The sequence below is a fragment of the Ornithinibacillus bavariensis genome, from assembly GCF_018333235.1.
In the GTDB taxonomy this organism is placed as follows: domain Bacteria; phylum Bacillota; class Bacilli; order Bacillales; family Amphibacillaceae; genus Ornithinibacillus; species Ornithinibacillus bavariensis.
Genome location: NZ_BORP01000002.1, coordinates 241,503 through 267,987 on the forward strand (window position 1 = coordinate 241,503; position 26,485 = coordinate 267,987).

26 protein-coding genes are annotated in these 26,485 nt (G+C 36.8%); 16 read left to right on the forward strand and 10 right to left on the reverse strand.

All coding sequences use genetic code 11. From position 1 onward, the window contains the following. Positions 1 to 100 precede the first annotated feature (100 nt). Entirely contained in the window at positions 101 to 424 is a 324-nt protein-coding gene (locus KI338_RS06990) for a winged helix-turn-helix transcriptional regulator (RefSeq protein ID WP_280530736.1), read from the reverse strand. 199 nt (positions 425 to 623) lie between these two features. Here KI338_RS06990 and KI338_RS06995 point away from each other — a divergent pair, with 199 nt between their 5' ends. The 3 genes from KI338_RS06995 (at position 624) to KI338_RS07005 (ending at position 3,117) form a co-directional block, all read left to right on the forward strand. After that, the gene (locus KI338_RS06995; protein WP_212920291.1) at positions 624 to 1,868 is read left to right on the forward strand and encodes an aminopeptidase; all 1,245 of its coding nucleotides are present in this window, start codon (positions 624 to 626) and stop codon (positions 1,866 to 1,868) included. Between the two features lie 130 nt (positions 1,869 to 1,998). After that, entirely contained in the window at positions 1,999 to 2,772 is a 774-nt protein-coding gene (locus tag KI338_RS07000; RefSeq protein WP_212920292.1) for a class I SAM-dependent methyltransferase, read from the forward strand. Between the two features lie 24 nt (positions 2,773 to 2,796). Next, a complete protein-coding gene (locus KI338_RS07005) occupies positions 2,797 to 3,117 on the forward strand; it encodes a hypothetical protein (protein ID WP_212920293.1) in 321 nt (106 codons plus the stop codon). A 72-nt stretch (positions 3,118 to 3,189) separates the two neighbouring features. Here KI338_RS07005 and recQ read toward each other — a convergent pair whose 3' ends face one another. After that, complete coding sequence (gene recQ, locus KI338_RS07010; protein WP_212920294.1) at positions 3,190 to 5,337, reverse strand: DNA helicase RecQ; 2,148 nt, start codon at positions 5,335 to 5,337, stop codon at positions 3,190 to 3,192. Between the two features lie 323 nt (positions 5,338 to 5,660). Between recQ and KI338_RS07015 the strand changes: the two genes are divergently transcribed. Then, on the forward strand, positions 5,661 to 7,505 hold the full coding sequence (locus KI338_RS07015; protein ID WP_212920295.1) for a cation:proton antiporter: 1,845 nt from the start codon (positions 5,661 to 5,663) through the stop codon (positions 7,503 to 7,505). A 92-nt stretch (positions 7,506 to 7,597) separates the two neighbouring features. Here KI338_RS07015 and KI338_RS07020 read toward each other — a convergent pair whose 3' ends face one another. After that, positions 7,598 to 7,780: an SE1832 family protein gene (locus KI338_RS07020; RefSeq protein WP_212920296.1), complete on the reverse strand. Its 183-nt coding sequence runs from the start codon at positions 7,778 to 7,780 to the stop codon at positions 7,598 to 7,600. Between the two features lie 99 nt (positions 7,781 to 7,879). On the opposite strand from KI338_RS07020, the gene KI338_RS07025 reads away from it, so the two are divergent. The 3 genes from KI338_RS07025 (at position 7,880) to asnB (ending at position 11,737) form a co-directional block, all read left to right on the forward strand. Further along, the gene (locus tag KI338_RS07025) at positions 7,880 to 8,731 is read left to right on the forward strand and encodes a GNAT family N-acetyltransferase (protein WP_212920297.1); all 852 of its coding nucleotides are present in this window, start codon (positions 7,880 to 7,882) and stop codon (positions 8,729 to 8,731) included. Between the two features lie 177 nt (positions 8,732 to 8,908). Continuing rightward, positions 8,909 to 9,694 carry a helix-turn-helix domain-containing protein gene (locus tag KI338_RS07030; protein ID WP_212920298.1) on the forward strand — a complete coding sequence of 262 codons (786 nt, stop codon included), beginning with the start codon at positions 8,909 to 8,911 and terminating at the stop codon, positions 9,692 to 9,694. A gap of 192 nt (positions 9,695 to 9,886) precedes the next feature. Next, positions 9,887 to 11,737 carry an asparagine synthase (glutamine-hydrolyzing) gene (asnB, locus tag KI338_RS07035; protein ID WP_212920299.1) on the forward strand — a complete coding sequence of 617 codons (1,851 nt, stop codon included), beginning with the start codon at positions 9,887 to 9,889 and terminating at the stop codon, positions 11,735 to 11,737. A 298-nt stretch (positions 11,738 to 12,035) separates the two neighbouring features. On the opposite strand, the gene KI338_RS07040 is transcribed toward asnB, so the two are convergent. After that, entirely contained in the window at positions 12,036 to 13,118 is a 1,083-nt protein-coding gene (locus KI338_RS07040) for an AI-2E family transporter (RefSeq protein ID WP_212920300.1), read from the reverse strand. 228 nt (positions 13,119 to 13,346) lie between these two features. Here KI338_RS07040 and KI338_RS07045 point away from each other — a divergent pair, with 228 nt between their 5' ends. After that, entirely contained in the window at positions 13,347 to 13,712 is a 366-nt protein-coding gene (locus KI338_RS07045; protein WP_212920301.1) for a DUF488 domain-containing protein, read from the forward strand. Between the two features lie 46 nt (positions 13,713 to 13,758). Here the strand turns inward: KI338_RS07045 and KI338_RS07050 are convergent, their stop codons facing one another. Next, positions 13,759 to 14,727 (reverse strand): DUF4003 family protein, encoded by a 969-nt coding sequence (locus KI338_RS07050; protein ID WP_212920302.1) that lies wholly within the window; start codon positions 14,725 to 14,727, stop codon positions 13,759 to 13,761. 149 nt (positions 14,728 to 14,876) lie between these two features. Between KI338_RS07050 and chrA the strand changes: the two genes are divergently transcribed. The 3 genes from chrA to KI338_RS07065 all read left to right on the forward strand — a co-directional run bounded on the left by chrA (position 14,877) and on the right by KI338_RS07065 (position 18,167). Continuing rightward, complete coding sequence (gene chrA / locus KI338_RS07055; protein WP_212920594.1) at positions 14,877 to 16,061, forward strand: chromate efflux transporter; 1,185 nt, start codon at positions 14,877 to 14,879, stop codon at positions 16,059 to 16,061. Between the two features lie 38 nt (positions 16,062 to 16,099). Continuing rightward, positions 16,100 to 16,540 carry an OsmC family protein gene (locus tag KI338_RS07060; RefSeq protein ID WP_212920303.1) on the forward strand — a complete coding sequence of 147 codons (441 nt, stop codon included), beginning with the start codon at positions 16,100 to 16,102 and terminating at the stop codon, positions 16,538 to 16,540. Positions 16,541 to 16,769: 229 nt separating this feature from the next. Further along, positions 16,770 to 18,167 carry an L-cystine transporter gene (locus tag KI338_RS07065; protein WP_212920304.1) on the forward strand — a complete coding sequence of 466 codons (1,398 nt, stop codon included), beginning with the start codon at positions 16,770 to 16,772 and terminating at the stop codon, positions 18,165 to 18,167. Between the two features lie 61 nt (positions 18,168 to 18,228). Here KI338_RS07065 and KI338_RS07070 read toward each other — a convergent pair whose 3' ends face one another. Next, entirely contained in the window at positions 18,229 to 18,735 is a 507-nt protein-coding gene (locus KI338_RS07070) for a hypothetical protein (RefSeq protein WP_212920305.1), read from the reverse strand. A 70-nt stretch (positions 18,736 to 18,805) separates the two neighbouring features. Beyond that, positions 18,806 to 20,617: a DNA ligase D gene (locus KI338_RS07075; RefSeq protein WP_212920306.1), complete on the reverse strand. Its 1,812-nt coding sequence runs from the start codon at positions 20,615 to 20,617 to the stop codon at positions 18,806 to 18,808. A 110-nt stretch (positions 20,618 to 20,727) separates the two neighbouring features. Here KI338_RS07075 and ku point away from each other — a divergent pair, with 110 nt between their 5' ends. Both ku and KI338_RS07085 read left to right on the forward strand, forming a co-directional pair. Further along, complete coding sequence (ku, locus tag KI338_RS07080) at positions 20,728 to 21,570, forward strand: non-homologous end joining protein Ku (RefSeq protein ID WP_212920307.1); 843 nt, start codon at positions 20,728 to 20,730, stop codon at positions 21,568 to 21,570. A gap of 331 nt (positions 21,571 to 21,901) precedes the next feature. After that, on the forward strand, positions 21,902 to 22,894 hold the full coding sequence (locus tag KI338_RS07085; RefSeq protein ID WP_212920308.1) for an acyltransferase family protein: 993 nt from the start codon (positions 21,902 to 21,904) through the stop codon (positions 22,892 to 22,894). 135 nt (positions 22,895 to 23,029) lie between these two features. On the opposite strand, the gene KI338_RS07090 is transcribed toward KI338_RS07085, so the two are convergent. Continuing rightward, complete coding sequence (locus KI338_RS07090) at positions 23,030 to 24,376, reverse strand: YjiH family protein (RefSeq protein ID WP_212920309.1); 1,347 nt, start codon at positions 24,374 to 24,376, stop codon at positions 23,030 to 23,032. Between the two features lie 306 nt (positions 24,377 to 24,682). On the opposite strand from KI338_RS07090, the gene KI338_RS17830 reads away from it, so the two are divergent. The 3 genes from KI338_RS17830 to KI338_RS07100 all read left to right on the forward strand — a co-directional run bounded on the left by KI338_RS17830 (position 24,683) and on the right by KI338_RS07100 (position 25,682). Further along, positions 24,683 to 24,814 carry a hypothetical protein gene (locus KI338_RS17830; RefSeq protein ID WP_280530737.1) on the forward strand — a complete coding sequence of 44 codons (132 nt, stop codon included), beginning with the start codon at positions 24,683 to 24,685 and terminating at the stop codon, positions 24,812 to 24,814. A 174-nt stretch (positions 24,815 to 24,988) separates the two neighbouring features. Next, on the forward strand, positions 24,989 to 25,300 hold the full coding sequence (locus tag KI338_RS07095) for a YwdI family protein (protein WP_212920310.1): 312 nt from the start codon (positions 24,989 to 24,991) through the stop codon (positions 25,298 to 25,300). Between the two features lie 13 nt (positions 25,301 to 25,313). Then, complete coding sequence (locus tag KI338_RS07100; RefSeq protein ID WP_212920311.1) at positions 25,314 to 25,682, forward strand: DUF423 domain-containing protein; 369 nt, start codon at positions 25,314 to 25,316, stop codon at positions 25,680 to 25,682. On the opposite strand, the gene KI338_RS07105 is transcribed toward KI338_RS07100, so the two are convergent. Both KI338_RS07105 and gerQ read right to left on the reverse strand, forming a co-directional pair. Beyond that, positions 25,677 to 25,928, reverse strand: coding sequence for a hypothetical protein (locus KI338_RS07105; RefSeq protein WP_212920312.1), 252 nt, complete (start codon positions 25,926 to 25,928; stop codon positions 25,677 to 25,679). The genes KI338_RS07100 and KI338_RS07105 overlap by 6 nt on opposite strands. A gap of 89 nt (positions 25,929 to 26,017) precedes the next feature. Next, on the reverse strand, positions 26,018 to 26,476 hold the full coding sequence (gerQ, locus tag KI338_RS07110; protein WP_212920313.1) for a spore coat protein GerQ: 459 nt from the start codon (positions 26,474 to 26,476) through the stop codon (positions 26,018 to 26,020). Positions 26,477 to 26,485 lie beyond the last annotated feature (9 nt).

Genomic DNA, 26,485 nt, shown 5'->3' on the forward strand with positions numbered 1-26,485 from the left:
GTAATGTCTATTTGTCTGGCTCTGAAAGACCAATCGCCATTGATGAGAGCTAAAATGTTAATTGGCTATACTCTTCCAAAATGCGATAATGGTTAATAGCCTATGCTTCTTCTAATTCTTCCTTTGTAATCCATTTATTTGCCCAGTCCTGGATGTCTTCAATAACAGGACGAAGTGATTCACCTTTTTTGGATAGTGAATATTCAATACGAACTGGAAATTCGGAATATATATTTCGATCGACAATGCCTTCTTTTTCAAGCATCTTTAGACGGTCAGAAAGTAGTCTCCCACTAATAGGTAAACTGGATTCCATTTCAGAGAAACGCTTAGCACCGTCTAACAATTCAAAAAGAATAAGTCCGACCCAGCGTTTACTAATAATTTGCATGGCTTTTTCAAAACGTGGGCATAGTTCACTCACTCAGATCACCTCACTATCGGCATCGGAAGTCTTCATTAGCTTACAAAAAGTAACTATAACAATTTTAACATAACGTAATGAAGAAGTAAAATACAAAAAATGACATAAAAGCTGGTTATACGAATAGAAGTTAGTTGGATATTTTAGTATTTTGTGAAATAATAACAATACAATGAATTTAATATTTGGAGGTTTCAATATGGTATCACAGCAAACACAAGAGAAATATGCAGAATTAGCTTTACGTAAAGGTGTAAATATACAAAAAGGTCAAGCATTAATGATTAACTCTACCATTGAGGGTGCAGAGTTTACAAAGATTGTTGCAAAAAAGGCATATGAGTTAGGTGCAAAGGATGTACATATTATCTGGGGAGATGATGATTTAACACTTTGGAAATATCAATATGCTCCAGATGAGGTATTAGAGCACTTTCCAGAGTGGAAGGTAAAGCTACACGATATGTACGCTGAAGATGGAGCGGCAGTTCTTTCGATTCGATCAACAAATCCAGATTTATTAAAGGATATTGATCCTACAAAAGTAGCTAAAGCAAATAAAGCAGCAGCACTTGCAATGACAAATTTTCGTAAGTATACAATGAACGACAAAATTACATGGTCTATTATTTCGATTCCAACAGGTGATTGGGCACAGAAAATTTTCCCGGAAAAATCTCGTGAAGATGCAATAGCAAGTCTCTGGGATGCTATCATTAAAATTGTTCGTGTTGACCAAGAAGATCCGATTAAAGCATGGGATGAGCATAATGCAACCTTAAAAACAGCTCGTGAAATCTTAAATGATAAGAACTATAAAAAGCTGGTATTCAAAGCACCAGGTACAGATTTGGAAATGGAGCTTCCAGAAGGACATATTTGGAAGGGTGGTTCTGCAGTATCAGAAAAGGGGATTACATTTAATCCAAACATGCCAACAGAGGAAGTTTTCTCCATGCCACATAAATATGGTGTAAATGGAACGGTATCAAGTACAAAGCCATTAAATTATGGTGGAAGCCTTATCGACAACTTTAGCCTAACATTCAAAGACGGAAAGGTTGTTGATTTCAAGGCTGAAGTAGGTGAAGATACATTAAAACATCTACTTGAAACAGATGAAGGTGCAAGTCGTATCGGAGAAATTGCTCTAGTGCCACACGAATCTCCTGTTTCTCAATCAGGCTTAATCTTCTACAACACATTATTTGATGAAAATGCTTCTTGTCATATCGCACTTGGTAAAGCGTACCCAACGAATGTGAAAGGTGGATCAGCTATGAGTGAGGTGGAACTAGATAAGGCTGGTGTCAATGATAGCCTTGTACACGTGGACTTCATGATTGGCTCTGAGAAGCTTGATATCGATGGTGTAAAAGCAGATGGATCAACAGAACCGGTATTCCGAAATGGAACATGGGCATTAGATATGAAAGGGAAATAAGAGCAAAAGAAAAGCTGTTACACAGTGAATGTGTAACAGTTTTTTGTTTAAACGGCAATTTCCTATTGTGAAAAAGGGATACATATCTGTGTTATAATAAATTTGGAAAACTTTGATTTGGGGGATAAACATGGATATTATAAAACAAAATTCAATCGCCTGGGACCAAAAAGTAGAGGATGGAGCAACATACACAAAACCAGTCGCAAAAGAGATTATAGAAAAGAGTAAAACAGGGGATTGGGAAATAACGGTTACTACTGTAAGAAAAGTACCTAGAGGTTGGTTTCCGGATTCTATAAAAGGATTAAAGATACTATGCTTGGCTTCGGGTGGAGGACAACAAGGTCCTGTTTTAGCTGCAGCTGGAGCAGATGTGACCGTTGTGGATATGTCTTTGAAGCAATTAGAGCAGGATAAGTATGTGGCAACACGGGATGGGCTGAATATTACAACCATACAAGGCAATATGAAAGACCTTCATTTTTTAGAAGAGGATACATATGACATGATTATCCATCCTGTTTCAAATGTATTTGTGGATGATGTTTTACCAGTGTGGAAGGAAGCTGCAAGGGTGCTTAAGGAAGGTGGCATTCTAATCGCTGGATTTACTAATCCTCTTCTATATATTTTTGATGATGAAGCGGAAATGAAGGGGAAATTAGAGGTTAAGCATAAAATTCCGTATTCTGATTTAGAAGCACTTTCTAAGGAAAAGCTAGAGGAGTTTAGAAAAAACAAACAAACGTTTGAATTTGGTCATACATTAGAAGATCAAATTCAAGGACAGATTGATGCTGGCTTTGTTATTACAGGATTTTATGAGGATGATTTTGGTGGTACAAGATTGTTAGATAATCATATTAAAACATTTATAGCGACACGTGCTTTAAAAAAGTAACACGATGGAAATGGAGTGTAGGATATGAACGTTGGTGAAATAGATACCTTTGTTTTACTTAGACCTATGTTTACGATGCTATTTGTTTTCTCACTCATTATATTGATTCTACTTATTGTACCGAAAACGAAGTATTATATGAATGGTTTAATGGTAATCGGATCATCTGTTATGCTATCGGTAATAGCAGCACAGTTATTGTGGACGGAAGGTGTATTAGCAGACGAGCTTGGCATAGCTAGTGACGTAATATCAATACTATTGTTTGCTGCTATATTAGGTTTAGCAATTTTATCTTGTATCCTTTTTTATGTACAAAAGAAGAAAGTCACAGATAGAAAATGATTCCTGATAAGGTAAAAAGGTATCCATATGTGGATACCTTTATCGACATCGAAGAATGATTATTACAACTAACTACATAAGCCCATTCTTCACCAGAACAGCTTTTATCTTTGTATAATCATAATCCTCTGGCAACGCCTCTTTAAGTGGCTTTAACTTAGGCTCTTCTACCACTTCTCTTGTTGTAAGTACCTTTGCCTCCTCTTCATCAGTAAAGAAGATATCCCAAGCAATTGGGTAACCATCCTGGAATGCTTTGAAAAGATGACTTTCAACTGTAATCGTAGTCATCTCTCGAATAGCGGCTATTTCCTTTATTGATTTTCCGGACTGAAATAGCTTATAGCTTACTAAATGACTTGGGCCTTCATCTTCTTTTCTTTTTGGTTTGGAAGCATTTGGTGCATTCCCAGTAATTTTAATTCTCCTTTTAGCCTCGGGATGATCACCACGCCATTTACGAATAACTTCTAAAAAGATATCCCCATATTGGTCGTATTTTTTCTCGCCGATACCTTTAATTTCAAGCATATCTTCCTTCGTTTCCGGGAAATACCTACTAAGCTCTTTTAAGGTAACATCTGAAAATAGAACATAGGGTGGAACATTTTGTTCGTCCGCTAGTTTTTTACGTAATTGACGTAACGCATCAAATAAATCCTTATAGTAATCATCCTCTTCCGTCGTAGGGATGGATACCATATACATTTCAACAGTTCTACTCCCTTTTAAAACATCGATGGAATTTTTGTTTAGCTTTAATGTTGGGTATTTCCCCTCTTCTGTTGCAAGCAATTGTTCAGCAATCAAAAAGTGAATTTTTTCAGTGATTTCCTTCTCTGTATAGGTAGACAATAGCCCATAGGTAGTCAGGTTGTGAAGTTGGAACTCTTTCAGCTTTTTATCGCTAGAACCTTTTAATACCTTGGCAGTCATGCTAACACCAAATCGCTCTCCCATGCGTTTAACACAGGATAAAATCATTTGTGCTTCTTCAGTAATGTCTGTTTTTTCTGTCTTGCTAACACAGTTGCTACAGCGACCACAATTTATATGCTCGGAGCTATCATTAAAATAATCTAAAATATACGTATGTAAGCAGCTCTGGGTATGGCAATAATTAACCATTGCCTGTAATTTCCTATACTCATTTTGTTTCGCATTTTCATCCATCAAGGAGCGCTCAATTAAAAACTTTTGCAGTTGAATGTCCTGTGGTGAAAATAACAAAATACAGTCACTGTTTTCTCCATCGCGCCCCGCCCTACCAGCTTCCTGATAATAGGATTCAATGTTCATTGGCATGGCATAGTGAATCACATAACGAACATTGCTTTTATCAATACCCATTCCAAAAGCGTTAGTGGCGATCATAACTTGCTTCTCGTCATGTATAAAGGCTGCTTGCTCCTCTTTACGTTCATTTTCAGACATCCCAGCATGGTATTTCGCAACATTGACTCCTCTTTTTAATAATTGCTCATAAATAGCGTCTGCCTGTTTTCGCGTAGCTGTATAAATGATACCAGAATCATCTAGATGATCCTCTAAATAAGAACGGATAAAGGAAAAACGATCACGTCCTTTTATAATATGAAATGTGAGATTTTCTCTCGCAAAACCGGTATTAATGACATGCTGCGCTTCAATCTGAAGTAATGTCTGTATATCAGCAATTACCTCTTCAGTAGCTGTAGCGGTTAATGCCATAAATACAGGGATATTGCCAAGCTTTTTTAAATTTGGAACAATAGACCGGTAGCTTGGACGGAAATCATGCCCCCATTGAGAGATACAGTGGGCTTCATCAAAAGCAACCAGAGAAATGTTAAGCTGCTTCATTGTATTTATAAATGTCTGGGATTCAAATCTTTCGGGAGCAACATAGACAAATTTATATTGGCCTTTAACTATTTCTTCCATTCGACTATCCTGTTCGGAATTGGTTAAGGAGCTGTTAATAAAGGTTGCTGAAATTCCTAATGCAACTAATGAATCAACCTGATCCTTCATAAGAGATATTAGTGGGGAAATGATAATAGCTGTTCCATCTAAAATTAGACCTGGTATTTGATAGCAAATTGATTTACCACCACCGGTTGGCATAACAGCTAACGTATTCGTAGCAGACAGAACACGGCTAATTACTTCGTTCTGTCCAGGCCGAAAAGCATCATAGCCAAAGTAACTTTTAAGGACTTTTTCTTTATCTTGAATCATGATACTCCTCCTTCCACTGTTCATCCTACCATAATTTAAAGGTTTAAACGAATCGTAAAAACTCGACTTTATAGTGCGAAACATGCTTTCATTCATCAGAATGACTAGCAGAAAAAAGAAGTATTTCCTTTATGAATATCGAGAAAATAAGTTTTGGAAAAGAGTAAATACTACTAAAAAGAAATTTTTGTAAAATAAATACGATGTCATCAACATTTAACCAATATGTAACCAAACCTTATAGGAATTTTAAGGATAAAACGGTTTACTTTTTTAAAGTGGACATTTAGAATGTCCTTATATTTGTAATTAGGGGGTATGTAATGGAGCTATCATTACTTTTTGAAATTATGCTTATATTCTTCCTTGGTATTGGTTCACAATGGGTTGCTTGGCGCTATCGGATGCCAGCAATTGTGGTCATGGCCGTTACAGGGTTAATCATAGGTCCACTATTTGGCTTGATCAATCCAGAGGAGGATTTTGGTAGTCTATATAAACCGATCATCTCAGTTGCAGTAGCAATTATTTTATTTGAAGGAAGCTTAAATTTAAGCTTTAAAGAGCTGAGAGGCCTTGGAAAACCGGTATTTCGAATTGCGACAGTTGGTGCATTTCTCGCCTGGATATTTGGTTCATTAACAGCTCATTACATAGCTGGCTTGTCTTGGGCAGTAGCGTTTGTCATCGGTGGGCTATTTATTGTAACAGGTCCAACGGTTATCATGCCGTTACTACGACAGTCAAAATTAAAGCCTAGGCCAGCAAAGATTTTAAAATGGGAAGGTATTATTGTTGATCCAATTGGTGCATTATTAGCTGTTTTTGCCTTTGAAATCATTGCTTTTTTAACTGCGAATAACCCAGATGGAACAAAACTTCTTCTCTTTTTTGCAGCATCTATTTTTGCAGCTGTTTTTGGTTGGTTATGTGGACGCGGAATTGGTTGGATATTCGAAAATGGCTATATTCCCGAGTTCCTAAAATCACCTGCAGTATTTACCGCAGTAATTTTCTGTTTCACCATTCCAGATGAAATCATGCATGAAACAGGTTTATTATCCGTAACCGCAATGGGAATTACATTAGCTAATATGGGAATATCCTCTGTTGCAGATATGCGTCATTTTAAGGAAAATATATCAATCCTGTTAATTTCGGCAATTTTTATTATGTTAACAGCGTCACTGCAATTAGATACTATTTTACACATTTTTAGTCCGAATATTATCGGTTATGTTCTCTTGATGATGTTCCTTGTAAGACCACTTTCCATTTTTCTGTCTACGATTGGAACAGGTTTGACGTTTAATGAACGATTATTGGTAGGGTGGATTGCACCAAGGGGAATAGTTGCTCTAACCGTTTCTAGTTATTTTGCAAGTATTCTACTCGGGGCTGGCTATGATGATGCGAATATACTCACAACCCTGACATTTGGGTTAGTCTTCTTTACAGTTATTTCGCATGGGTTTTCAATTGGATGGCTTGCAAAGAGACTAAATCTATCGATGGAAGGGAAACCTGGTACATTAATCGTTGGTAGTAATCTATTTACGGTAGAGTTAGCAAAATCACTTGCAAAGGCAGATGTACCAATCATTATCGTCGATAGCTCTTGGGAGAGGCTTAAGGCTGCAAGGGAAGCGGGTGTACCTTTCTATCATGAGGAAGTATTATCAGAGCAAACAGAATATCATTTGGATACTATTCCTTATGAATATTTAATTGCTGCAACGGACAGTAAGTCCTACAATTCACTCGTATGTACAACATTTATGCCGGAATACGGAAGAACGAATGTCTTTAAGATAAGCCCATATGATAAGGAATATCGCTCATCATCTGAAATTGTCTCAAAAGTAGGCGGTAGAATCCTTTTCCGAAAAGAAGTGAATTTAGAAGATTTAGTCGAAAAAATAAACAAAGGGTTTGTATTCCGTCAAACGAATATTACCGAACAATATACGTACAAGCAATATCGTGAAGACCAAGACGAGGAGACAGTATTTCTGTATATTATTAAACCGTCTGGACAAATAAAGTTTTACTCCGAGGAAATGCGTACTGTTCCAAGTACTGGTGACATCATTGTTAGCTTAATGCCAAGAAATAAGGAAAAAGCAAAAATACAAGCAAGACTAGGAAATGGAAATAATAATGAATAATCAATAAAGGAGCATGTTAGCCGATTGGGGTTAACGCTCCTTTTCATTTTGAAAGTATTATTGAAAGGTAGATAGGGGATTCTATCCCTTCATTAATCCTCATATTCTTCTAGCTTTTTATAAACTTCTGCAAGCTCTTTCTCTAAACGAACGAGCTGCTCCTCTGCAGAAGAAGCTCTACCTCTTACATAAACCAATTTATCTAAATCACTTTGAATTCGGACATAATCAGACTTTAGCTCGTCAAGCTTATCCTCAAGTTCTTTCTTTGTCATTTCATCACTCCTTTAGCATTAGTTTATCGTGAACGACTTTACAAAACAATGGATTCGTGTAAAATAGAACCAATTATTTAGAAGAAGGAGGTAAACAGTTTGAAGGTTTATTTAGAAACATCCATTAATAACTACTTAAGTAAGGTTGAGGAGCTTTTACTTAAGGACGAAGCGAACAACAACTTAATGCTTGGCTTATTGGAAAGAGGAAGAAATAATATTGGCATCTATACGAATGGAATCCGTTTAGGTGTCGTAGAGGAGGATGGAGAAGTCATTTATGCCTTCATGCAAACACCTCCGAACAAGTGGATACTGGCTAAGATTGATTCTGTTCAGAAAAACATCATACCAGCAATTGTTCAATTTCTATTTACGAATAAGTATCCTGTTCCTGGTGTACTTGGTCCTTTGAAGCAGGTAGAAGAATTTGTTGATTCATGGAAAGCAGTGTCTGGAAAACGTGCTGACCTAAGTATGAAGCAATTAATCTATCAGTTGGATAGTGTGAGGGTAACGCCAGACCCAAGAGGAGAATTAATGATTGCTGAAGATACACACACACCGCTAGCTAAAAGGTGGCTATATCAGTTTGCAAAAGAAGCAAGAATGCCAATGACAAAGCAAGAAGCAGATAGTATGGCTGTATCGTTTATTCAAAAGCAATCCCTTTTTCTTTGGAAAATGGGTGATGAAATAGTGTCTATGGCAAATAATTCTAGAAGAACAAGGAATGGATCGACTATAAATGCAGTATTTACCCCAGATGAGCATAAGCGAAAGGGCTATGCTACTAGCATCGTGGCAGCATTATCTCAGAAACTACTAGATGATGGGTTTACGTTTTGTAGCTTATATACAGATGCAGATAATCCAACCTCTAATAGCATCTATCAGAAAATCGGCTATTATATTGTTGGGGAGTCAGTGGAGTATTATTTTGTCTCATAATTAATTGTTCCAGTGGGAAAAGCAGTATCCTAGCTTGATAGGTACTGCTTTTCGTACTTTTGTTCCAGTTTCCTATCGTACGAAATAGTGTCTAAATTTAATTCTTTATCCTTTCTATATCAGACGATAAAAACATAAAATAAATTTTAGCAACAATTTCTTAGAAAGGAGAGGGGTATGCTAGATATAAATCCCGATGATTTCATTCTAATGCCTGTGTTTGCTACTATTAATTGTGAGCCTAATTGGCAATGGAAACGTCAGGCTCCCATTCCTAATTATGATTTGCTGTATGTTTGGAAAGGGGAGGGGAAGTTACTATTAAACGGGAAGGAATATTTGATAAATAGAGGAAGCTGTTTTCTCTTTCAACCAGGGGACTGGGTAACTGCGACTCATAATCCTCAAAATCCGCTTGTATTAACCTACATCCACTTTAACCTAGGAAATAGACCAAAATTAATCCCAACTCCTTATCGTATATTACAGAATGCAATCATTTTCGAGTCCCTGTTAACAAGATATATTCGTTTACTTCTCATGGAAAGATTTGCAGCAGAAGTAGAAGCAAGGCTAATTTTAAAACAATTGATAATTCAGCTTTTACGGGAGGATCAACAGAAGGAAAGAAGAGAAGACACCGAGTCAAACACCCTTTTAACTGCCATTAGAGAAGCGGCAAATTACGTGCGAGAACATCCTAGTGAAGCTCATACCATAGATAGCCTAGCTAGTCGTGCAAGCTTTTCTCCTCGCTATTTTTCTCGAAAATTCAAGGAGATTATCGGTCAGTCAGTCCGCTCCTATATAATAGTGGCTCGAATCAAGAGAGCGGAGCATTTACTCTATTACACAGGAATGACTGTAACAGAAGTTTCAGAAGCATTGGGTTATCGTAATCTTCATTTTTTTAGTCGCCAGTTTAAGCAGTATACCGGAAAAAGTCCTTCATCCATTCGCTAAATACAATTATTTCCATACGAAAACACTAAGCATAATGATTCAGTTTTTTTAGTAAAAATATATGCCAAAAAGTACAAATGTTGTATCGAATGGTCTAAATATTCTATAGGTCTATAGTGATACCATAAAAGATACCACGATGAAGAGTAAATGAATTTAGTGGGGAATTTTCTTATGAAAGAGTGATGCTAAATGTGTGGAATTACAGGATGGGTTGATTGGAAGCAAGACTTAAGACAGCAAGTACAAACAATCAAAGGAATGACACAAACTCTAAGTAAGCGTGGACCTGATGCTTGCGAAGTTTTTAGTAATCCTCATGCTGTATTTGGTCATACAAGGCTTTCCGTAGTTGATCCATTGGGAGGCGGACAGCCGATGACAAGGACTTCCAGTAATGGTGACTCTTTTACTATAGTGTATAATGGTGAGCTTTATAATACGGTGGAGCTTAGAAGAGAGCTATCCAATATTGGGTATATGTTTCAATCTTACTCCGACACGGAGGTACTTTTATTTTCATACATGGAATGGAGAGAGAACTGTGTAGAACGCCTAAATGGTATTTTTTCATTTGCAGTATGGGAGCACGGTAGAGAAAAACTCTTTATGGCAAGGGATAGACTAGGAGTCAAACCGTTATTTTATAAACAAAACAATAGCACTTTTTTATTTGCATCAGAAATTAAGGCGATATTAGCTCACCCAGATGTAAGAGCTGAAGTCGATAGGGAGGGGTTACAGGAAATATTTGGACTAGGTCCCTCTCGCACACCTGGACACGGTATCTATAGGGGAATAAAAGAGCTAAGGCCCGCTCACATGTTAATGTATGATCGTAATGGAATCTGTGTAAAACGGTATTGGAATGTGGCAAGCCAGGTGCATTCTCATTCACTAGTAGAAACAGTTGAGCAATTGAAGTATCTAGTTGAGGATGCCGTTCAAAGGCAACTCAATGCAGATGTTCCAGTGTGTACATTTTTATCTGGAGGACTTGATTCTAGTGCGATAAGTGCGATTGCATCAAACTATTTTAAACAGCAAGAAATAGGAACGCTCCATACGTATTCCATTGATTATGAGCATAATAGCAACTTTTTTCAGGCGAGCTTATTTCAGATAGATGAAGATCGGCCATGGATAGAAAGAATGAGTACTTATATAGGTTCCAATCATCATGCTAAAATCATCTCAAATGAAATTCTTGCCAATCGATTGGAGGATGCAGTTAAAGCAAGAGACTTGCCGGGGATGGCAGACATTGATTCGTCTCTCTTATGGTTTTCTGAAGAAATAAAACAAGACTTTACGGTAGCATTATCGGGTGAGTGTGCTGATGAAATATTCGGTGGTTATCCGTGGTTTTATCGAAAAGAGTTATTACAAGCTAATCATTTTCCATGGCTGTATTCTGAAGTAGAAAGACAAAAGCTATTGTTACCACACTTACAAAAAAAGCTAAATCTAAAAGAATATGTGCAGGAGCGATATAAAGAAACGATATCAGAGGTACCACGTTTAGAAGGAGAAAACATATTAGATGCACGACGCAGGGAACTATTTTATTTAAATATGAACTGGTTCATGGCTACCTTGCTAGAGAGAAAGGACCGCATGAGTATGGGAGCAAGTTTAGAGGTTAGAGTTCCATTTGCTGACCATCGAATTGTAGAATATGTGTGGAATATTCCGTGGGAGATGAAAATGTTAGAGGGAAGAGAGAAAGGGATTTTGAGAAAGGCGTTAGAGGGAGTTTTGCCTCAGTCTATTCTATATCGAAAGAAAAATCCTTATCCGAAAACATATCATCCAGAGTATACGGCACGTGTAAAACGTATGCTTTCTAAGATAATGGAGAAAAAGAGCTCACCAATTTTGGAATTAGTGTCAAAGGAAAAGATAGCGAAAATTATTGATACAGATGGTGCTTCCTTTAAGAAGCCATGGTTTGGTCAGCTCATGACAGGGCCCCAGGTGATAGCCCATATCGTGCAAATAAATAGATGGTTAGAGTTGTATAACGTTGATATTATCGATTGATAAACACATGGGTGGAAACATTTGAAGCAAAAGACAGATGCGTAGCAATAATAATTAAAACGGCTAAAGGCTCATAAAAAATGCAATTGACTAATCATTTTCATTTGCCTATGTTTTTGCTTCTATTCAATTTATTAGTTATCTTTCATAAAAGTTACTAAAGACTGGGACAATAACTATCCATAGGATACGAAGCAACTAGTAATTAACATTGGGACGTATTTGGCAACATCCTAGTATATATACCATCAAAAGTAGTTCGTTTAGTTATGTCTCAGTCTTTTTCTCTTCTAAATTATTAAATCAGTGCATCTTCCTTATTTTTCCTTGTATCCCGATATGTTTCATAAAAATGAATTATTATCGCCTTGACCACTGCATAGAATGGAACTGCAAATAGGATACCAATGAATCCCGCGATACTTCCGGCCGCTAAAATTATTGTAATGATGGTTAAAGGATGTATACGTAAAACACGTCCCATGATGTTAGGAGAGATGAAGTTTCCTTCAATCTGCTGAGCAATAATCATAATAATAGCAATCCAGACAACATTCATGGGGTCCTGGAACACTCCCACAACCATGGCAGGGACAACTGCAATAAAAGGACCAACAAATGGAACGACACACATAATCATTCCGAATAACGCAAGGGTGAGCGCGTAATTTAATTCGATGATGGAATAACCAATAAACAACATAATACCAATACTTAAGCTAACAAGGAGCTGTCCTTGGATATAAGCAGAAAGCGTATGGTCAATTTTTTGTAAAAGGCTTCGCAGGTTACTAGCTTTTTTATTCTCAAAAATTTGTGTGACAAATGGAACAAATTTTTCATCATCCTTCAGCATGAAGAACAGGAAGAATGGAACCAAAACGAGAGAAAAGACAAAACCTACGACTTGACTGATAAAACTAAATAAAAAGGTCATGAATCCTTCAATATAGGTTTGGAGGTTGGCCATCATTTTATCAATCGTACCGTATACTTCCTTAGGTATAATACTTTGATTTTTTTCGATATAGTCGATTACATCCTGTGCACCAGATATCATGGCAGGCATATTTTTGACAAAACGTGTTGATTGGTCCTGTGCAATTGGTACAATAAATATGGTGAAGACATAGACAACGCCAATAAGTACTAGAAACACAACAAGAATGGCGACTAGTTTCGGTGTTTTATATTTTACTAGGAGCTTCATAATAGGTCTGGTCAAATAATAAAGTAGCCCTGCTGCAATAAACGGAAAAGCGATTGCACCTATGTATTTCAGTACTGGATCAAAAATAAAACGAGTTTTATAAATTAAGTAGATTAATAGAAAGACTAGAATCAATCCAACTAAAACTTGAAACCAACGTTTTTTAGTCAAGCTCATCACACTTTCATTAGTATTATGGTTTATGATATATCATTTTCTGCCATTTCGCATCTAATTTATTTACCTATTTTAATAAAATTATAGCCGTAAGTTTCGTTATTCATACGATTACGTAGATAAATAGAAAAAACATAATGAATGTGATACTATTTGTGTCATTATTTGTTGGAGATTATGCTTTTTTATAAAATGATTGGCTAACTAGGAGGAATAGCGAAAATGGTTAAGATACAGTACAAACGGATTTATCAGGATGTCTTGGAGGAAGATGGTATACGAATATTGGTAGATCGTTTATGGCCACGTGGAATTTCAAAGGAAAAAGCTAAACTCGATCATTGGATCAAAGAAGTTGCTCCATCCAATGAACTCCGTAAATGGTACCACCATGATGTAAGTAAATTTTCTGAGTTTCAGATGAAATATAAGCAGGAACTATCTCAAGGTACACAGTTTGAGGCATTGGAAAAGCTGAAGAGCATTATTTACAGCAGTAGGGAAACCGTGACACTTTTGTATGGCGCAAAGGATGAGAAGTACAATCAAGCAGTTATTTTAAAGCAAATTCTAGAGGATAGTAAATAAAGAAGCAAGCCCTCAGAGGAACAGAGAGCTTCATTTCTGTAATGACTTAATTACTGTTACTGCTCGTATTAGCGGCGGTAACAGCAGCCATAGTTGTTATCATCACAACCTGCTGGGCTTCTAAAATAGCCTCTAAAATTGTATTTAGACTAGTTTCAGCCACGTGTTCTTGTTCTAGTTTGCCACTAACAAAGATGCTAGATGCTAACATAACATTCATATCCTTTTGCCATTTAAAATCCTTATGCTCATTCAATTCATCATATAGTGCAACAACAGCATCCATAGAAAACTCCTTTTGTGGCAAAAGTGCTAGCATTCCCATCACAGGATAATATATCGGCTTTGCTCTAAGCTTACTCCTAGCAAAGGCATCAAAAACTTGGACAGCACGACTGATAAGATTGGTGCTTTTTTCTTTATCCCCTAGTGCTAGAATATGACTTAAGAACTGTAAATCATTACCTTTTCTAAAGCCATTATTATTTAGCTCCCGATAAAAACCTTCAATATGATTAATAATATCTGGTTTATTATCTAGTGCAAGTAGCGTCGCCAACGGATAGTCACTACTTGATGTAAGAAAGGTATGCTCTTGTTTCATTCCATTGTATATTTCCTTTGCCTTACGAATGATAGCTTCAATATCCTCATGTCCACTTGTTAACAGAATTGTTGCCGCGTGATATGTATAGATTCCACTTCCGAATCGTAGAGATCTAAATCTCTCATATAAGTCCAGTAGTGACTGAATTTCTTCCGCAGGGTGTTCTAATTTTACATCAAACACCGCAGCGGTTGTATATCGTGCATGCGAGCGAAGCGGAGAGAAAAGGGGAGATTGACTTTTAATCTTTTCAGCTAGTGAGAGAAATCGATCTATCTGTATTTCTTCATCATTTAATATATAAATGGCAGCAACCATCATAATAATACGCTTGTCAGAGACTTTCCATTTGATGTGTGGTTTCAGTGCTTCATACGTGTTTAGATAGCTTTGAACGGTGTTATTCATACTTAACCTCCTTCTATGTCTTTGGTAATACTCGTACGGATTAACTGGTGAAAAGGTTTCAAGGTGGAACATTGTTAATTTTTTGTAAATTATTGCATAGGGATCTTCATCCTATGTTATTCTAGGGGGAGTAATAGTTGTTGGAGGTCATGATGAAACAGAAGCATTCTTTACTTGAAATCTTAGGGACATCCTTAAAATTAGGTTTGACATCCTTTGGTGGACCAGTTGCTCACCTGGGCTATTTTAAAAATGAATATATTGATAAGCGAAAATGGTTGGATGATAAGACATATGCAGATATTATTGCATTATGTCAGTTCCTTCCGGGACCTGCAAGTAGCCAGGCTGGTATAGCCATCGGTATACTTCGTGGTGGACTTTTAGGTGGGATCATTTCTTGGTTCGGTTTTACGATCCCATCAGTGTTGATATTAATGTTATTTGCACAAGCTTTTCAGGCATTTTCAATTGGTGATGCCAACTGGATTGCTAGCCTGAAAATCGTAGCCGCAGCAGTTGTACTACACGCCATACTTGGCATGGGTAAAAGTTTGACTCCAGATAAGCCTAGAATTGCAATTGCTATAATAGCGATGTTCATCATGTTATGGTTTCCGTCAGCTATAGTCCAAATTGCAGTCATATTCGGTGCGGGAATCCTAGGTTATTTTCTATTTTCTAGGAATACAGCATCTAAGGTTGAAGCCTTTACAGTTTCCATTAACAAGGTACAGGGCATAATTGCTTTATCTATATTTTTTTTACTGTTAATCGTGCTACCGATCATGGCAATTTTGTTTAACAACCAGTATATTAGTATTTTTGATACCTTTTTTCGTGTCGGCTCTATTGTTTTTGGTGGTGGACATGTCGTTCTTCCATTACTAGAACAAGAAGTTGTACCGAATGGATTCCTTACAAGTAATGAGTTTCTTGCTGGATATGGAATGGCACAGGCAGTACCTGGTCCCTTATTCACATTTGCTAGTTATATCGGAACAATGATGAGTGGAATAGCAGGTGGATTAATTGCAACAGTTGCAATGTTTTTCCCCTCCTTCTTATTGATTATTGGCGCACTTCCATTTTTAAGCGAGTTGCGGCAAAAGAGAAGCTTTCAAGGGATTTTAGCTGGCGTTAATGCCAGTGTAGTCGGAATTTTATTAGCAGCCTTTTATAATCCTGTATTTTCCAGTGCCATTACAGATGCAAAAGACTTTTCACTTGCAGTGATTTTATTTGCGCTACTGTACATTTGGAAAACACCAGCTTGGCTGATTGTTGTTATTGGGGTAGTTTTAGGGGAAGTCATGCATTATTTTTCTATCTAGCTTAAAAGTAGACTAAAATGTATGTGGAGGTGCTAGAAATGGCTGAACATCATTTTCATTTAAAGGCAGAATGGCCAGGCGGTAGAAATAGTGAAGGGTTTATTGATGCAGGAAATTTAAAAACGAAAATTTCCATACCAAAAGAAATGGATGGACCTGGAATTGGGACAAATCCTGATGAGATGTTACTAGGAGCAGCTGCAACTTGTTATATTATTACTTTAGCAGCAATGATTGAGCGAGCAAATTTACCTCTTAAGGAAATGGCTCTAGAATCAGAAGGTATTGTTGACGTTACGAATGGTGTTTTTACGTATAAGAAAATTATTCATCGCCCAACGGTTTCTTTAACAGAGGAAGCGACGGAAAAGGATTATGAGTTAATCGGTAAGCTCATCCAAAAAGCAGAAAAAAGCTGTATGATATCACGAGCGATTCAAGGAAATGTAGAAATTGAATTACAAGAAAGTATTTTATAAATAATTGCAGGGTACTATAAAGGTAGTGCACCAAAAAGTTAGCTTTTAATCTAACCATGGATGCAACACTTAATAGTGCCTTTTTCTTTTCTAATTTCATTCTCTTGACAGACTGATAGAGGCGTAGTATTTTATTAAAGCATACTATTTTTATCGGAATAATACATTTAAAGGACGATATCGATATACTGTGCATATTTTAATAATAAAACAATAGGGGGAATTTACGATGAACTGGCTGGTTATATTAAATATCGCCGTACTAGTAGCGATTATTGGCTTACTGATTTACATGCAACATAAACATGTATCCTTTACCAAACGTGTATTTACTGGTCTTGGCCTTGGGATTGTATTAGGTGCTGCCTTACAATGGATTTATGGTAGTGGAACAGATACGTTACAGCAAACTACCGAATGGTACAATGTTGTAGGTCGAGGATATATTAGCTTTTTAATGATGATTGTAATCCCATTAGTTATGGTATCCATCATTCAATCAATTACTAATTTAGAAAAAACAGCACAGCTTGGTAAAATGGCTGGATGGATTATCGGAATTTTAATCGGAACAACGATGATTGCAGCAATCATTGGTATTGGTGCTGCAACGATATTTGATTTAAATGCTGATCAAATCTCTGCAGGTCAAGCAGAACAGGACCGTGTTGCTTCATTAGAGGAACGTTTTTCTAGTGATATTGAGGGAGTTTCAACACCTCAACGTATTCTGAATTTTATTCCTTCTAATATCTTTCTTGATATGACAGGGCAGCGTTCAACATCTGTAATTGCAGTAGTTATTTTCTCTATTTTTGTAGGGGTTGCAGTATTAGGATTACGTAGAAAAAATCCGGAGCAAGCGGAAACTTTTACGAAGATGGTCAACGCAGTGTATGGTGTTGTTATGCGAATTGTAACATTGGTTTTACGGCTAACACCGTATGGTATTTTAGCACTAATGGCAAACACAGTAGCATCTACTGATTTTGCAGGAATTCTTGAGCTCGGTAAGTTCGTATTAGCATCATATCTTGCGTTAGTGGTTATGTTTATTATTCACTTAATCTTGGTAGGGGTATTTGGCTTAAATCCATTAAATTATGTACGCAAGGTACTACCGGTATTAAGCTTTGCTTTTACATCACGCTCAAGTGCGGGAACAATTCCATTAAATATCGCTGCACAAAAGAATGCGCTTGGTGTTGAGGAAGGCATTGCAAATATGTCTGCATCCTTTGGAGCGACTATGGGGCAAAATGGTTGTGCAGGTATCTATCCAGCAATGTTAGCTGTAATGGCAGCTCCATCGGTAGGAATTGATCCATTATCCATGGACTTTTTAATTCCACTTATATTAGTTATTGGATTTAGTTCATTTGGTATCGCTGGAGTCGGTGGTGGTGCAACATTTGCAGCATTAATCGTTCTTTCTACCATGGGATTACCGGTAGGATTAGCGGGATTATTAATTTCTATAGAAGCCTTTATAGATATGGGTCGTACACTATTGAACGTAAATGGTGCTATGGTAACTGGAACGTTAACCTCACGAATTCTTGGTAACTTCAATATGAAGATATTTAATGATAAGACGGCAATTGAAGAAGCTAAGACTACAATCTAAGATGGCGTATAATATTTAGATATGAAAAGGTGGCTACCTAAAAAAGGTGCCACCTTTTGTGTTAATCGATTAATTGTGAAAGATTTATTTTATATTCTTTTTCCACTCCACCCTCATCCCAGGTAATAAGAATAGGGTGGTGCTGATACATAGTCTGGACATCCTCTTCGGTTAAACCGCTATATTCAAATAGAATGTATCCTTGTGTACTTGCATTGTATTGACCACCATCTTGTTCTCCGGCTCGAATAGAACGTATTTTTCCGTCATAATGGTCTACTGGAAACACTAAGTCAGGAATATCAATCACGATATTTGACATCCCCCAATTCGGATTTACAGAAACGGAGACCTCTAGTTTACGTATATTATCTAAGGATTGGCTACGTGTATTCCTTATACTTTCTGGAATCGACTCATTCCACTCCGTCTGATTAATTGAAGAAATTGTAAGCTCTGCATGTATAGTAGGGTCAGCGTGAACTTGGATCATAAAAAAGGTACTAAATATTAATACAGAAGAAAATAACAGCAAGAAGATAATTTTTCTCCTAGTGAATGTAGCCATAGGAACCCCCAAGAAACATAGTTAGTTTAGTATTATAATACAATAATAGTTATAATTTTCAAACTATACTTTACTGCATTAATGATAAGACTTGATTTAGCTGCTGATTTTTTCCAACTGCAAAATAGTCCCGAAATGGACATCCTTGTCGTTGAACACGGTCTACGACATTTTTAATCGTAAACATTTCTGGTCGTAATTCCATAGTTACTTCCTCCCAAAAAAGTGGAGTTGCCACTGTTCCCTCTGGAGTCCGCCTAGTTGAATAGGGGGCAATCAGTGTTTTATCTCTTCCGTGCTGAACATAATCAATATAAAGACGCCCATTCCGCTTATCCTTCATTCTTTCTGTTGTAAAAATATCCCGTTGCTGACTCTCCAATGTATAAGCAATAGCTTGGGTAAAAACGCCAGTCTCTTCGTAGCTCATACTCCCCTCTGGGATGGGAATATGGACCTGTAATCCCTTATTTCCAGACGTTTTTACAAAGGAGATTAATTGTAAATCGTCTAAGATCTTTTTTATTAATAGTCCAGCTTGAACAGCCCAAGAGAATTTTCCTCGATCAGGTGGATCAAGGTCGAATACTATCTCTTTAGGGTAATTGCTAGAAATATCCTGAAAAGGGACATGGAATTCCAGTGCTCCATGATTAGCAAACCATAATAATGACTCTAGAGAATCACATAGTATCAGTTTTTCTTCATCAGTCCCGTAACCCTCAATGAAGTCAGGAGCATATGGTGGTAGATGCTTCTGAAAAAAGGACTCTTCATCAACACCGTCTGGACAACGGATGGTTGTCAGAGGTCGATTTTTTAGAAAGGGTAGCATATATGGCGAGATTTCTCGTATATAGGCTAAGAAATTTCCTTTTGTTAAGCCAGCGTCTGGCCAATATAGTTTATCAGTATTTGCAAAGTCGATTTTTTTAGGAAGCATAGCCAAGTCTTGCTGAAGCATTTCTAAGGTACAGTCCTCTGGTTTTAATTCCGGTGCGATTCTTTTAAATTCTGGCTCTCGAAGCTCCCCCTCATAAATATCCAACGTATGGATCTCGGCACATACAGCAGGTGGTAAATGATACTTTGTAGCATGCTTCTCGCCATTATTAATAAATAGGTTCTTTACGGTGTTCATATCCTCTGTATTTAGCCCGTGCTTACATTTGCCAACCGCATAGCGTTTATTATCATCTAATACTTGAACATCAAAATAACCATTCTCATTATCATAGGAGGTTAAAATTCCATGTATAAGGCGCCAGTTTTTAATTTTAAACCAATCTTGATGGCCTTTTCCTTTAATGTAGGAACTTTTTTTTCGCTTGGCAACCATTCCTTCTCCTTTATGTTCAAAGATGATTCGCCATAGCTCATTAGGATTTTGAAATGCTTCTACCATCCCTAGAGGATTCCATAAACCTCGGCTTATGTAGCTAGTATCAAAGAAATTCGAAAGCGATTTTTTTCGATAGGTAAAGTCTTTTCTCGTGAGATCAGTGCCTTTTATTTCTAAAATATCGAATACTAACAAGGTAGCAGGTCGTTCTTTGGACGCATTTTGTATCGAATGCTTACTTTTTAAGCGTCCTCGTCTTTGAATTTGTGAAAAGTTGGCTTGGTATGAATTGTTTAAAATGACAAGCTCGCCATCTAATTTAATGGGGAGGACATTCTTTACATTCTTTACATATTCCATGCAATAGGAGACAATTTCCGGAAATTGCTTTGTTAAGTCTTTGTTATTTTTGCTAATTAAATTTATTTCACCATTCTTATTCCAATGGAGAACACAGCGAAAGCCATCATATTTCACTTCATAAAGCCAGTCCTCTCCTAATGGAACATCATCTCTCGGAATGGGCTTCATAATATCCATCTGACAAAAACTCCCTTCTACTTTAAGATGGTTCATTTAGCAACAAAATAATCAAGGATGGATTAAAAATAAAATAGTTCGACAAACTATGGAAAAGGGAGGTTTTTCATGTGCATACCATGTGGAAGGGAACCATTAGTTTCGGGCTTGTGAATATACCGGTAAAAATGCATGCAGCAACAGAAAATAAGGATGTTCCACTTCGGCAGCTGCATAAAGAATGTAAATCACCAATTAAATATGAAAAAGTCTGTCCGGTTTGTGAAAAAGAAGTCGGAAATGATGATATTGTGAAGGCTTATGAATATGCTAAAAATAAATTTGTCGTTTTAGATGAAGATGACCTTGCAGCGTTAAAGAAGGAACAGGAGGACAAAGCGGTAGAAATCATCGATTTTGTCAAATTAGAGGATATTGATCCAATCTATTTTGAAAAAAGCTATTATTTGTCACCAAATGAGGGAGGCAGCAAAGCTTACGGGTTGTTGCGGAAAGCATTAGAGGAAACAGGCAAAATAGGCGTTGCAAAAATGATGATTCGCTCTAAGGAGCAATTAGCAGTCATTCGTGTTTATAAAAATACCATTGTAGTGGAAACAATTCATTATCCAGATGAAGTTCGGGACGTGAAGGAAGTACCCAATGTGCCAGAAAATGTTGAAACTGCAAAGAAAGAGCTTGATACAGCTAAAATGCTCATAGAACAATTAACAACAGAGTTTAATCCAGAGAAATACCAAGATGAATATCGTACTGCGTTGTTAGAGTTAATTGAGGAAAGGAAAAACGCTGATAAAACGACCACAGCGAAGGATAAACCAAAACCAGATAATGTTACAGATTTAATGGAAGCATTACAGGCTTCATTAGATAGAGCAAAAAAAGATAAACCAAAACCAAGCCAGCCAAAGAAGCGGAAAACTACCGCGAAAAAGAAAGTTGCTAGTAAATGAACCCTTCATAAAGGTGGTGAACCCCAAAAGTTAGATATATATGCTAACTTTTGGGGGCAGTACATATTATGAGGGCTTTTTTTCTGTCTAAGAAAATATTTAGGAGTGGCTTGATTATTGTAAGAATGCGCCTGTACATAGGAATGATGTATCCAAGAATCGAAATTATGCATCCAACTATTCCCATTACAAAAAAATATCAATCTTGCATTGCTTTTACAAGATGTTAACAACCACTATAAATCGTGTTGGACAATGCGTAATACTGTTTTGAGATGGGTAGAAAAGTAATACCGCTAATCAAAAAACAGAGTAAAGGATGAATTTCAATATGGAAAGGAACGCTTTTTTTGATAATGCGAAACTACTACTAATCTTCTTAGTCGTGTTTGGGCATATGATTCAGCCATATATCGATGGCTCAGTAGGTTTGCATACATTATATACATGGATTTATACATTTCATATGCCAGCATTTATTTTCTTATCAGGATTTTTTGCAAAAGGATTTGGAAATAAGGGATATATAATAAAGCTATCGAAGAAGTTACTTCTTCCCTATATACTATTTCAACTGGTCTATTCTTCTTATTACTTTGTACTTGGAAAATCAGATTGGTTATCAGATATTTACTATCCGCATTGGTCTCTTTGGTTTTTAATCAGTTTATTTAGCTGGCATATACTATTATATTGGTTTAAAAAGTTACCGTTTTATGCAAGCTTGTTAATTGCAGTGGCATTAGGGATTGTTGTCGGTTATCTAGCTGGTGTCGGTCAATTTTTTAGTTTGTCGAGGACATTTGTATTCTTCCCATTTTTCTTATTGGGTTATTGGTTAAAAGAAGAGCATGTTATGGCACTGAAACGAAAAGGGTTTCGTTATGTATCAATCGGAATTATGGTTTTCTTTGCGATTGCAATATATTATGCTCCTGAGATTAATACGGGGTGGTTATTAGCATCAAAGTCTTATTTTGACCTAGGCATGGAAGAACTAGGTGGGGTTGCGAGGTTAATGGTCTATGTAACCTCTTCCCTAATGGCAGCTAGTATTCTAGCATGGATTCCTTCCAAGCGTTTTTTATTTACGAAATATGGTGAACGAACGCTTTATGTGTATCTTTTACATGGGTTCTTTATCCAATACTTCCGAGAATATGATGTATTCCAAGTGAATGGTCTAATGGACTTATTGTTATTAACTGGAGTAACGATGCTCATTGTCTTCGTTTTATCTAGTAAACCAGTTTTAACGGTTAGTCAGCCTTTAATTGAAGGGAAAATTAGCTATATGAAGCATACCATAAAAACTTCTCAATAAAATGAAACTTTTTTCCTTAGAATAACGTATATATAAGTAGCCCCCCTTTTTCTAGATTCATATAGAAGAAAAAAACCAAACCTCTACCCAAGGTTTGGTTTTTTTGTGTTCGTATCGCTTTATTTTCATGTCTGCTTAAAATAGTATATGAGCGATTAGGACGATGACTGGCAAGGTGATGATGGTTCGTAAAAGGAAAATGATAACTAAATCCTTGAAGGATACGGGTACCTTAGATCCTAATAATAATCCACCAACTTCGGACATGTAGATTAACTGTGTAACAGATAGAGCAGCAACAATAAAACGTGTCATCTCTGCTGGTATAGACGCACCGACTACAGAAGGTAAGAACATGTCTGCAAATCCAATTAAAATAGTCTCTGACGCCTCAGCAGCATAGGGAACCTGCATTAATTCTAATAATGGAATAAATGGTTTGCCTAGCCACTGAAAAAGTGGTGTATATTCTGCAATCATTAAGGCAACTAACCCAAGTGCCATAACTACTGGGGCAACACCCATCCACATATCAAGAACATTTTGTGCTCCTTCCTTAAAAAAGCGAGATACACTTGTTTCCTTTTTTGCACGGTCAATTGCTTTCTCATATCCGTATGTTAGCGCATTATGACCTTCTGGAACACTCTCATCAATCTTGGACTCTTTTCCATTAACATACGTATCTGCCTTTCGGGAAAGCGGAGGAATTCTAGGCATGATTAATGCTGCCACTAATCCAGCAATTAAAACTGTTAAATAGAAAGGGATAAACATCGATTTAAGGTTAACCTGGGCAATAACCACTAAAGTAAAGGTGATAGAAACAACAGAGAAGGTCGTTCCAATTATCGCAGCCTCACGTTTTGTATAATAACCTTCCTCATACTGTTTACTTGTTAATAAAACCCCAATCGTTCCATCCCCAATCCAGGAAGCAACGGCGTCTATAGAAGACCTACCTGGTAATTTGAATAATGGTCTCATCAATTTAGTAGTTAACGTACCGAATAATTCCATTAACCCAAAGTTTGTTAGGAGCGGAAGGAAAATACCTGCAAATAAAAATACAGCAAATAATACATGTAATAAACTACCGAGTAAAAGCTGACCTGTATCTTCTCCGTGGATGGCTTCTGGACCAATCCGAAAATACACCATAATAGCAAATACAGCGGCTAACACTCTTGCAATGGTCCAAAACCAATTAACATATAATAATTTAAGAAAGAAAGGAGTCTTTGCTAATCGTTCCTCTCCAGCTAATCTGGCAAACACGGTTAGAACTGCGGTAACTAGGATAATTAGCATCATTATCAAAGAAAGCTGGTTCGCCAGCTTGTCCTGTACCCAATTTGCCATTATTGCAATGGGGATAGTGAATCCTTCGGCTGTTTTTAATGGAACAATAAACAATAAGATTCCGATTAATGAGGGAATGATAAATTTCAGATGTTCTCCTTTTGTATAAGACTTTCTCATCCAATCCCGCCTTTTTCATTTTCATCATAAATAACCTTTACTAGTATAAGGGATGCATAAATATTTGTCAAAATGAATTATTATAGGTTAATAGACTCGGAATTTGACTAGTATAAAAGTTATAGAATTGAGAGGTACAATTTGATAAATGCTATATAGTTAGTTTGTGCGGTCTTATTTAGTTTCAAGATGTTTACTATTATGCATTCTAGTCCATTTTTACCATTTTTATAAACTTTATTGCGTATATATTCAAAAAAATATATGATGTAGATACTAGTATAGTTGAAAGGGGATTTGCGGTGTATGAAAAGCTATTTGCAAATTTACTATGACATAAAGAATAAGTTAGATAGAGAGCTAACGCTAGATGAAGTGAAATTTTTGCAATGGGTTTTCAATCGCTATGTAGAAGAAGAGAAGGAACAAAGCGCGTAAGATTTATAGTCCCCATCGAGATAATTTGGAAAGTCTTGATCTTATCAAGGCTTTTTATTATGCAGTTTTTCACTATTTGTCTGTGAATAGAAGATCACACCGAATTGCTTCCAGTTGACCGTGGAATTCGGTATGATAGTACCATATGAGATAAAGTGAAAGAGGAGTGTCAACATGGCAGTTGCAAATGAAACCATTCTCATAAAAATGATGCAAGAAATACAGCAGGCAAAGGACAGTCAACACCAGCAAGAAAAAATGCTTAAACATATTGAAAAAATTCGTTTGCTTTGTGATTTGTTTTTAGAAGAAGAAAGGAACGAGGGTTTAATGGAATCACCAAAGGTGAATGACATCACTGCTGCTGAACTTAAGGCTATGCTTGGTGTAGATAAATCAACTGGAACTGGATCAGCACAAACGTTTAAGAAATCCATTAACCTTGATGAAGAGGATGGGAATGGAGAATCAATTTTTGATTTTTAAGGAGTGGAAGTAATTGAAGTTATTTTTAATTCTTGGGGCAATAAATGGATTCTTAGCAGTTGCTCTTGGTGCTTTTGGTGCACATGGCTTAGAAGGGAAACTAACAGAAAAAGCGTTAGGTACGTGGGAGAAGGCCGTAACCTACCAAATGTTTCATACGGTAGCACTTTTTGTTACGGGGTTAATCGGAATGAAAATACAATCCGGTAGTCTGAACTGGGCTGGGTGGTTGTTCTTCATTGGTATTATCCTTTTCTCTGGAAGCTTATATGTATATTCTACTTCTGGAATCAAACTATTTGCTATGATTACACCTCTAGGTGGCGTTTTATTTCTAATTGGTTGGGTGGTTCTTGGTTATACAATTATAAAGTTCTTATAAGAGGATTAATAAAATTGTTACAAATAGAATTAATAAGATGGAACGCAATAGTTGTTTCACACCGTGTATTTGATTTTGCATATACAGAGCAATAAGTCCATCACAAATGAGACTAGCAGCAACTAGAAATAAGCCAAGGATGATAAGTAAAAAGACACCTTGTATTAGAGCAATAAGACCAAAAAACACTGCCAATCCAATGGCAACTAGTTCGCCACGAATAAATTTTTCGTATGGATGTCGCATGAAATCGCCTCACACGTTATAGGTAGAATTTTTATGTAAAAAGGATGGTACAACAAGCCGGTACCATCCTTATTGCTTCTAGAAAATAATTACCTTGGAGAATAGCTTGCTAATTGACTGCCTCCACTTCCGCTAAATGGATAGGTATAATTGATTTCCTCATCGAACGTTACATAATCAAGATAAACCATTAATAATAAGTATCGTCTTCCAGTTTGAGGATCACTAATGATGAGATGGTCTCGACCAGCTGCTTCAATAACGCCTCTGAATACCTTTGCATTCCATTCTGGGTTATTTTCAAACGTCATGTAAACTGTTGCCATTTTCCCACGGTTTAAGCGTAATATATTTTCAATATATGATTGTTCTGCTGGTAACATTCCTGGGACATTGATGGTAGTTGAAGTAGGTGCTTGTGTTGGCTGCCCAGCAAATTGGCGATATGGATATGCAGGATAGTAGGCTGGGGAAGATTGTGGGAAATAGTAATAAGGATTTTGCCCGAAATTTGGGTTGTGCTGTGCATTTCCTTGGTTGTCTGACATAATAAAACC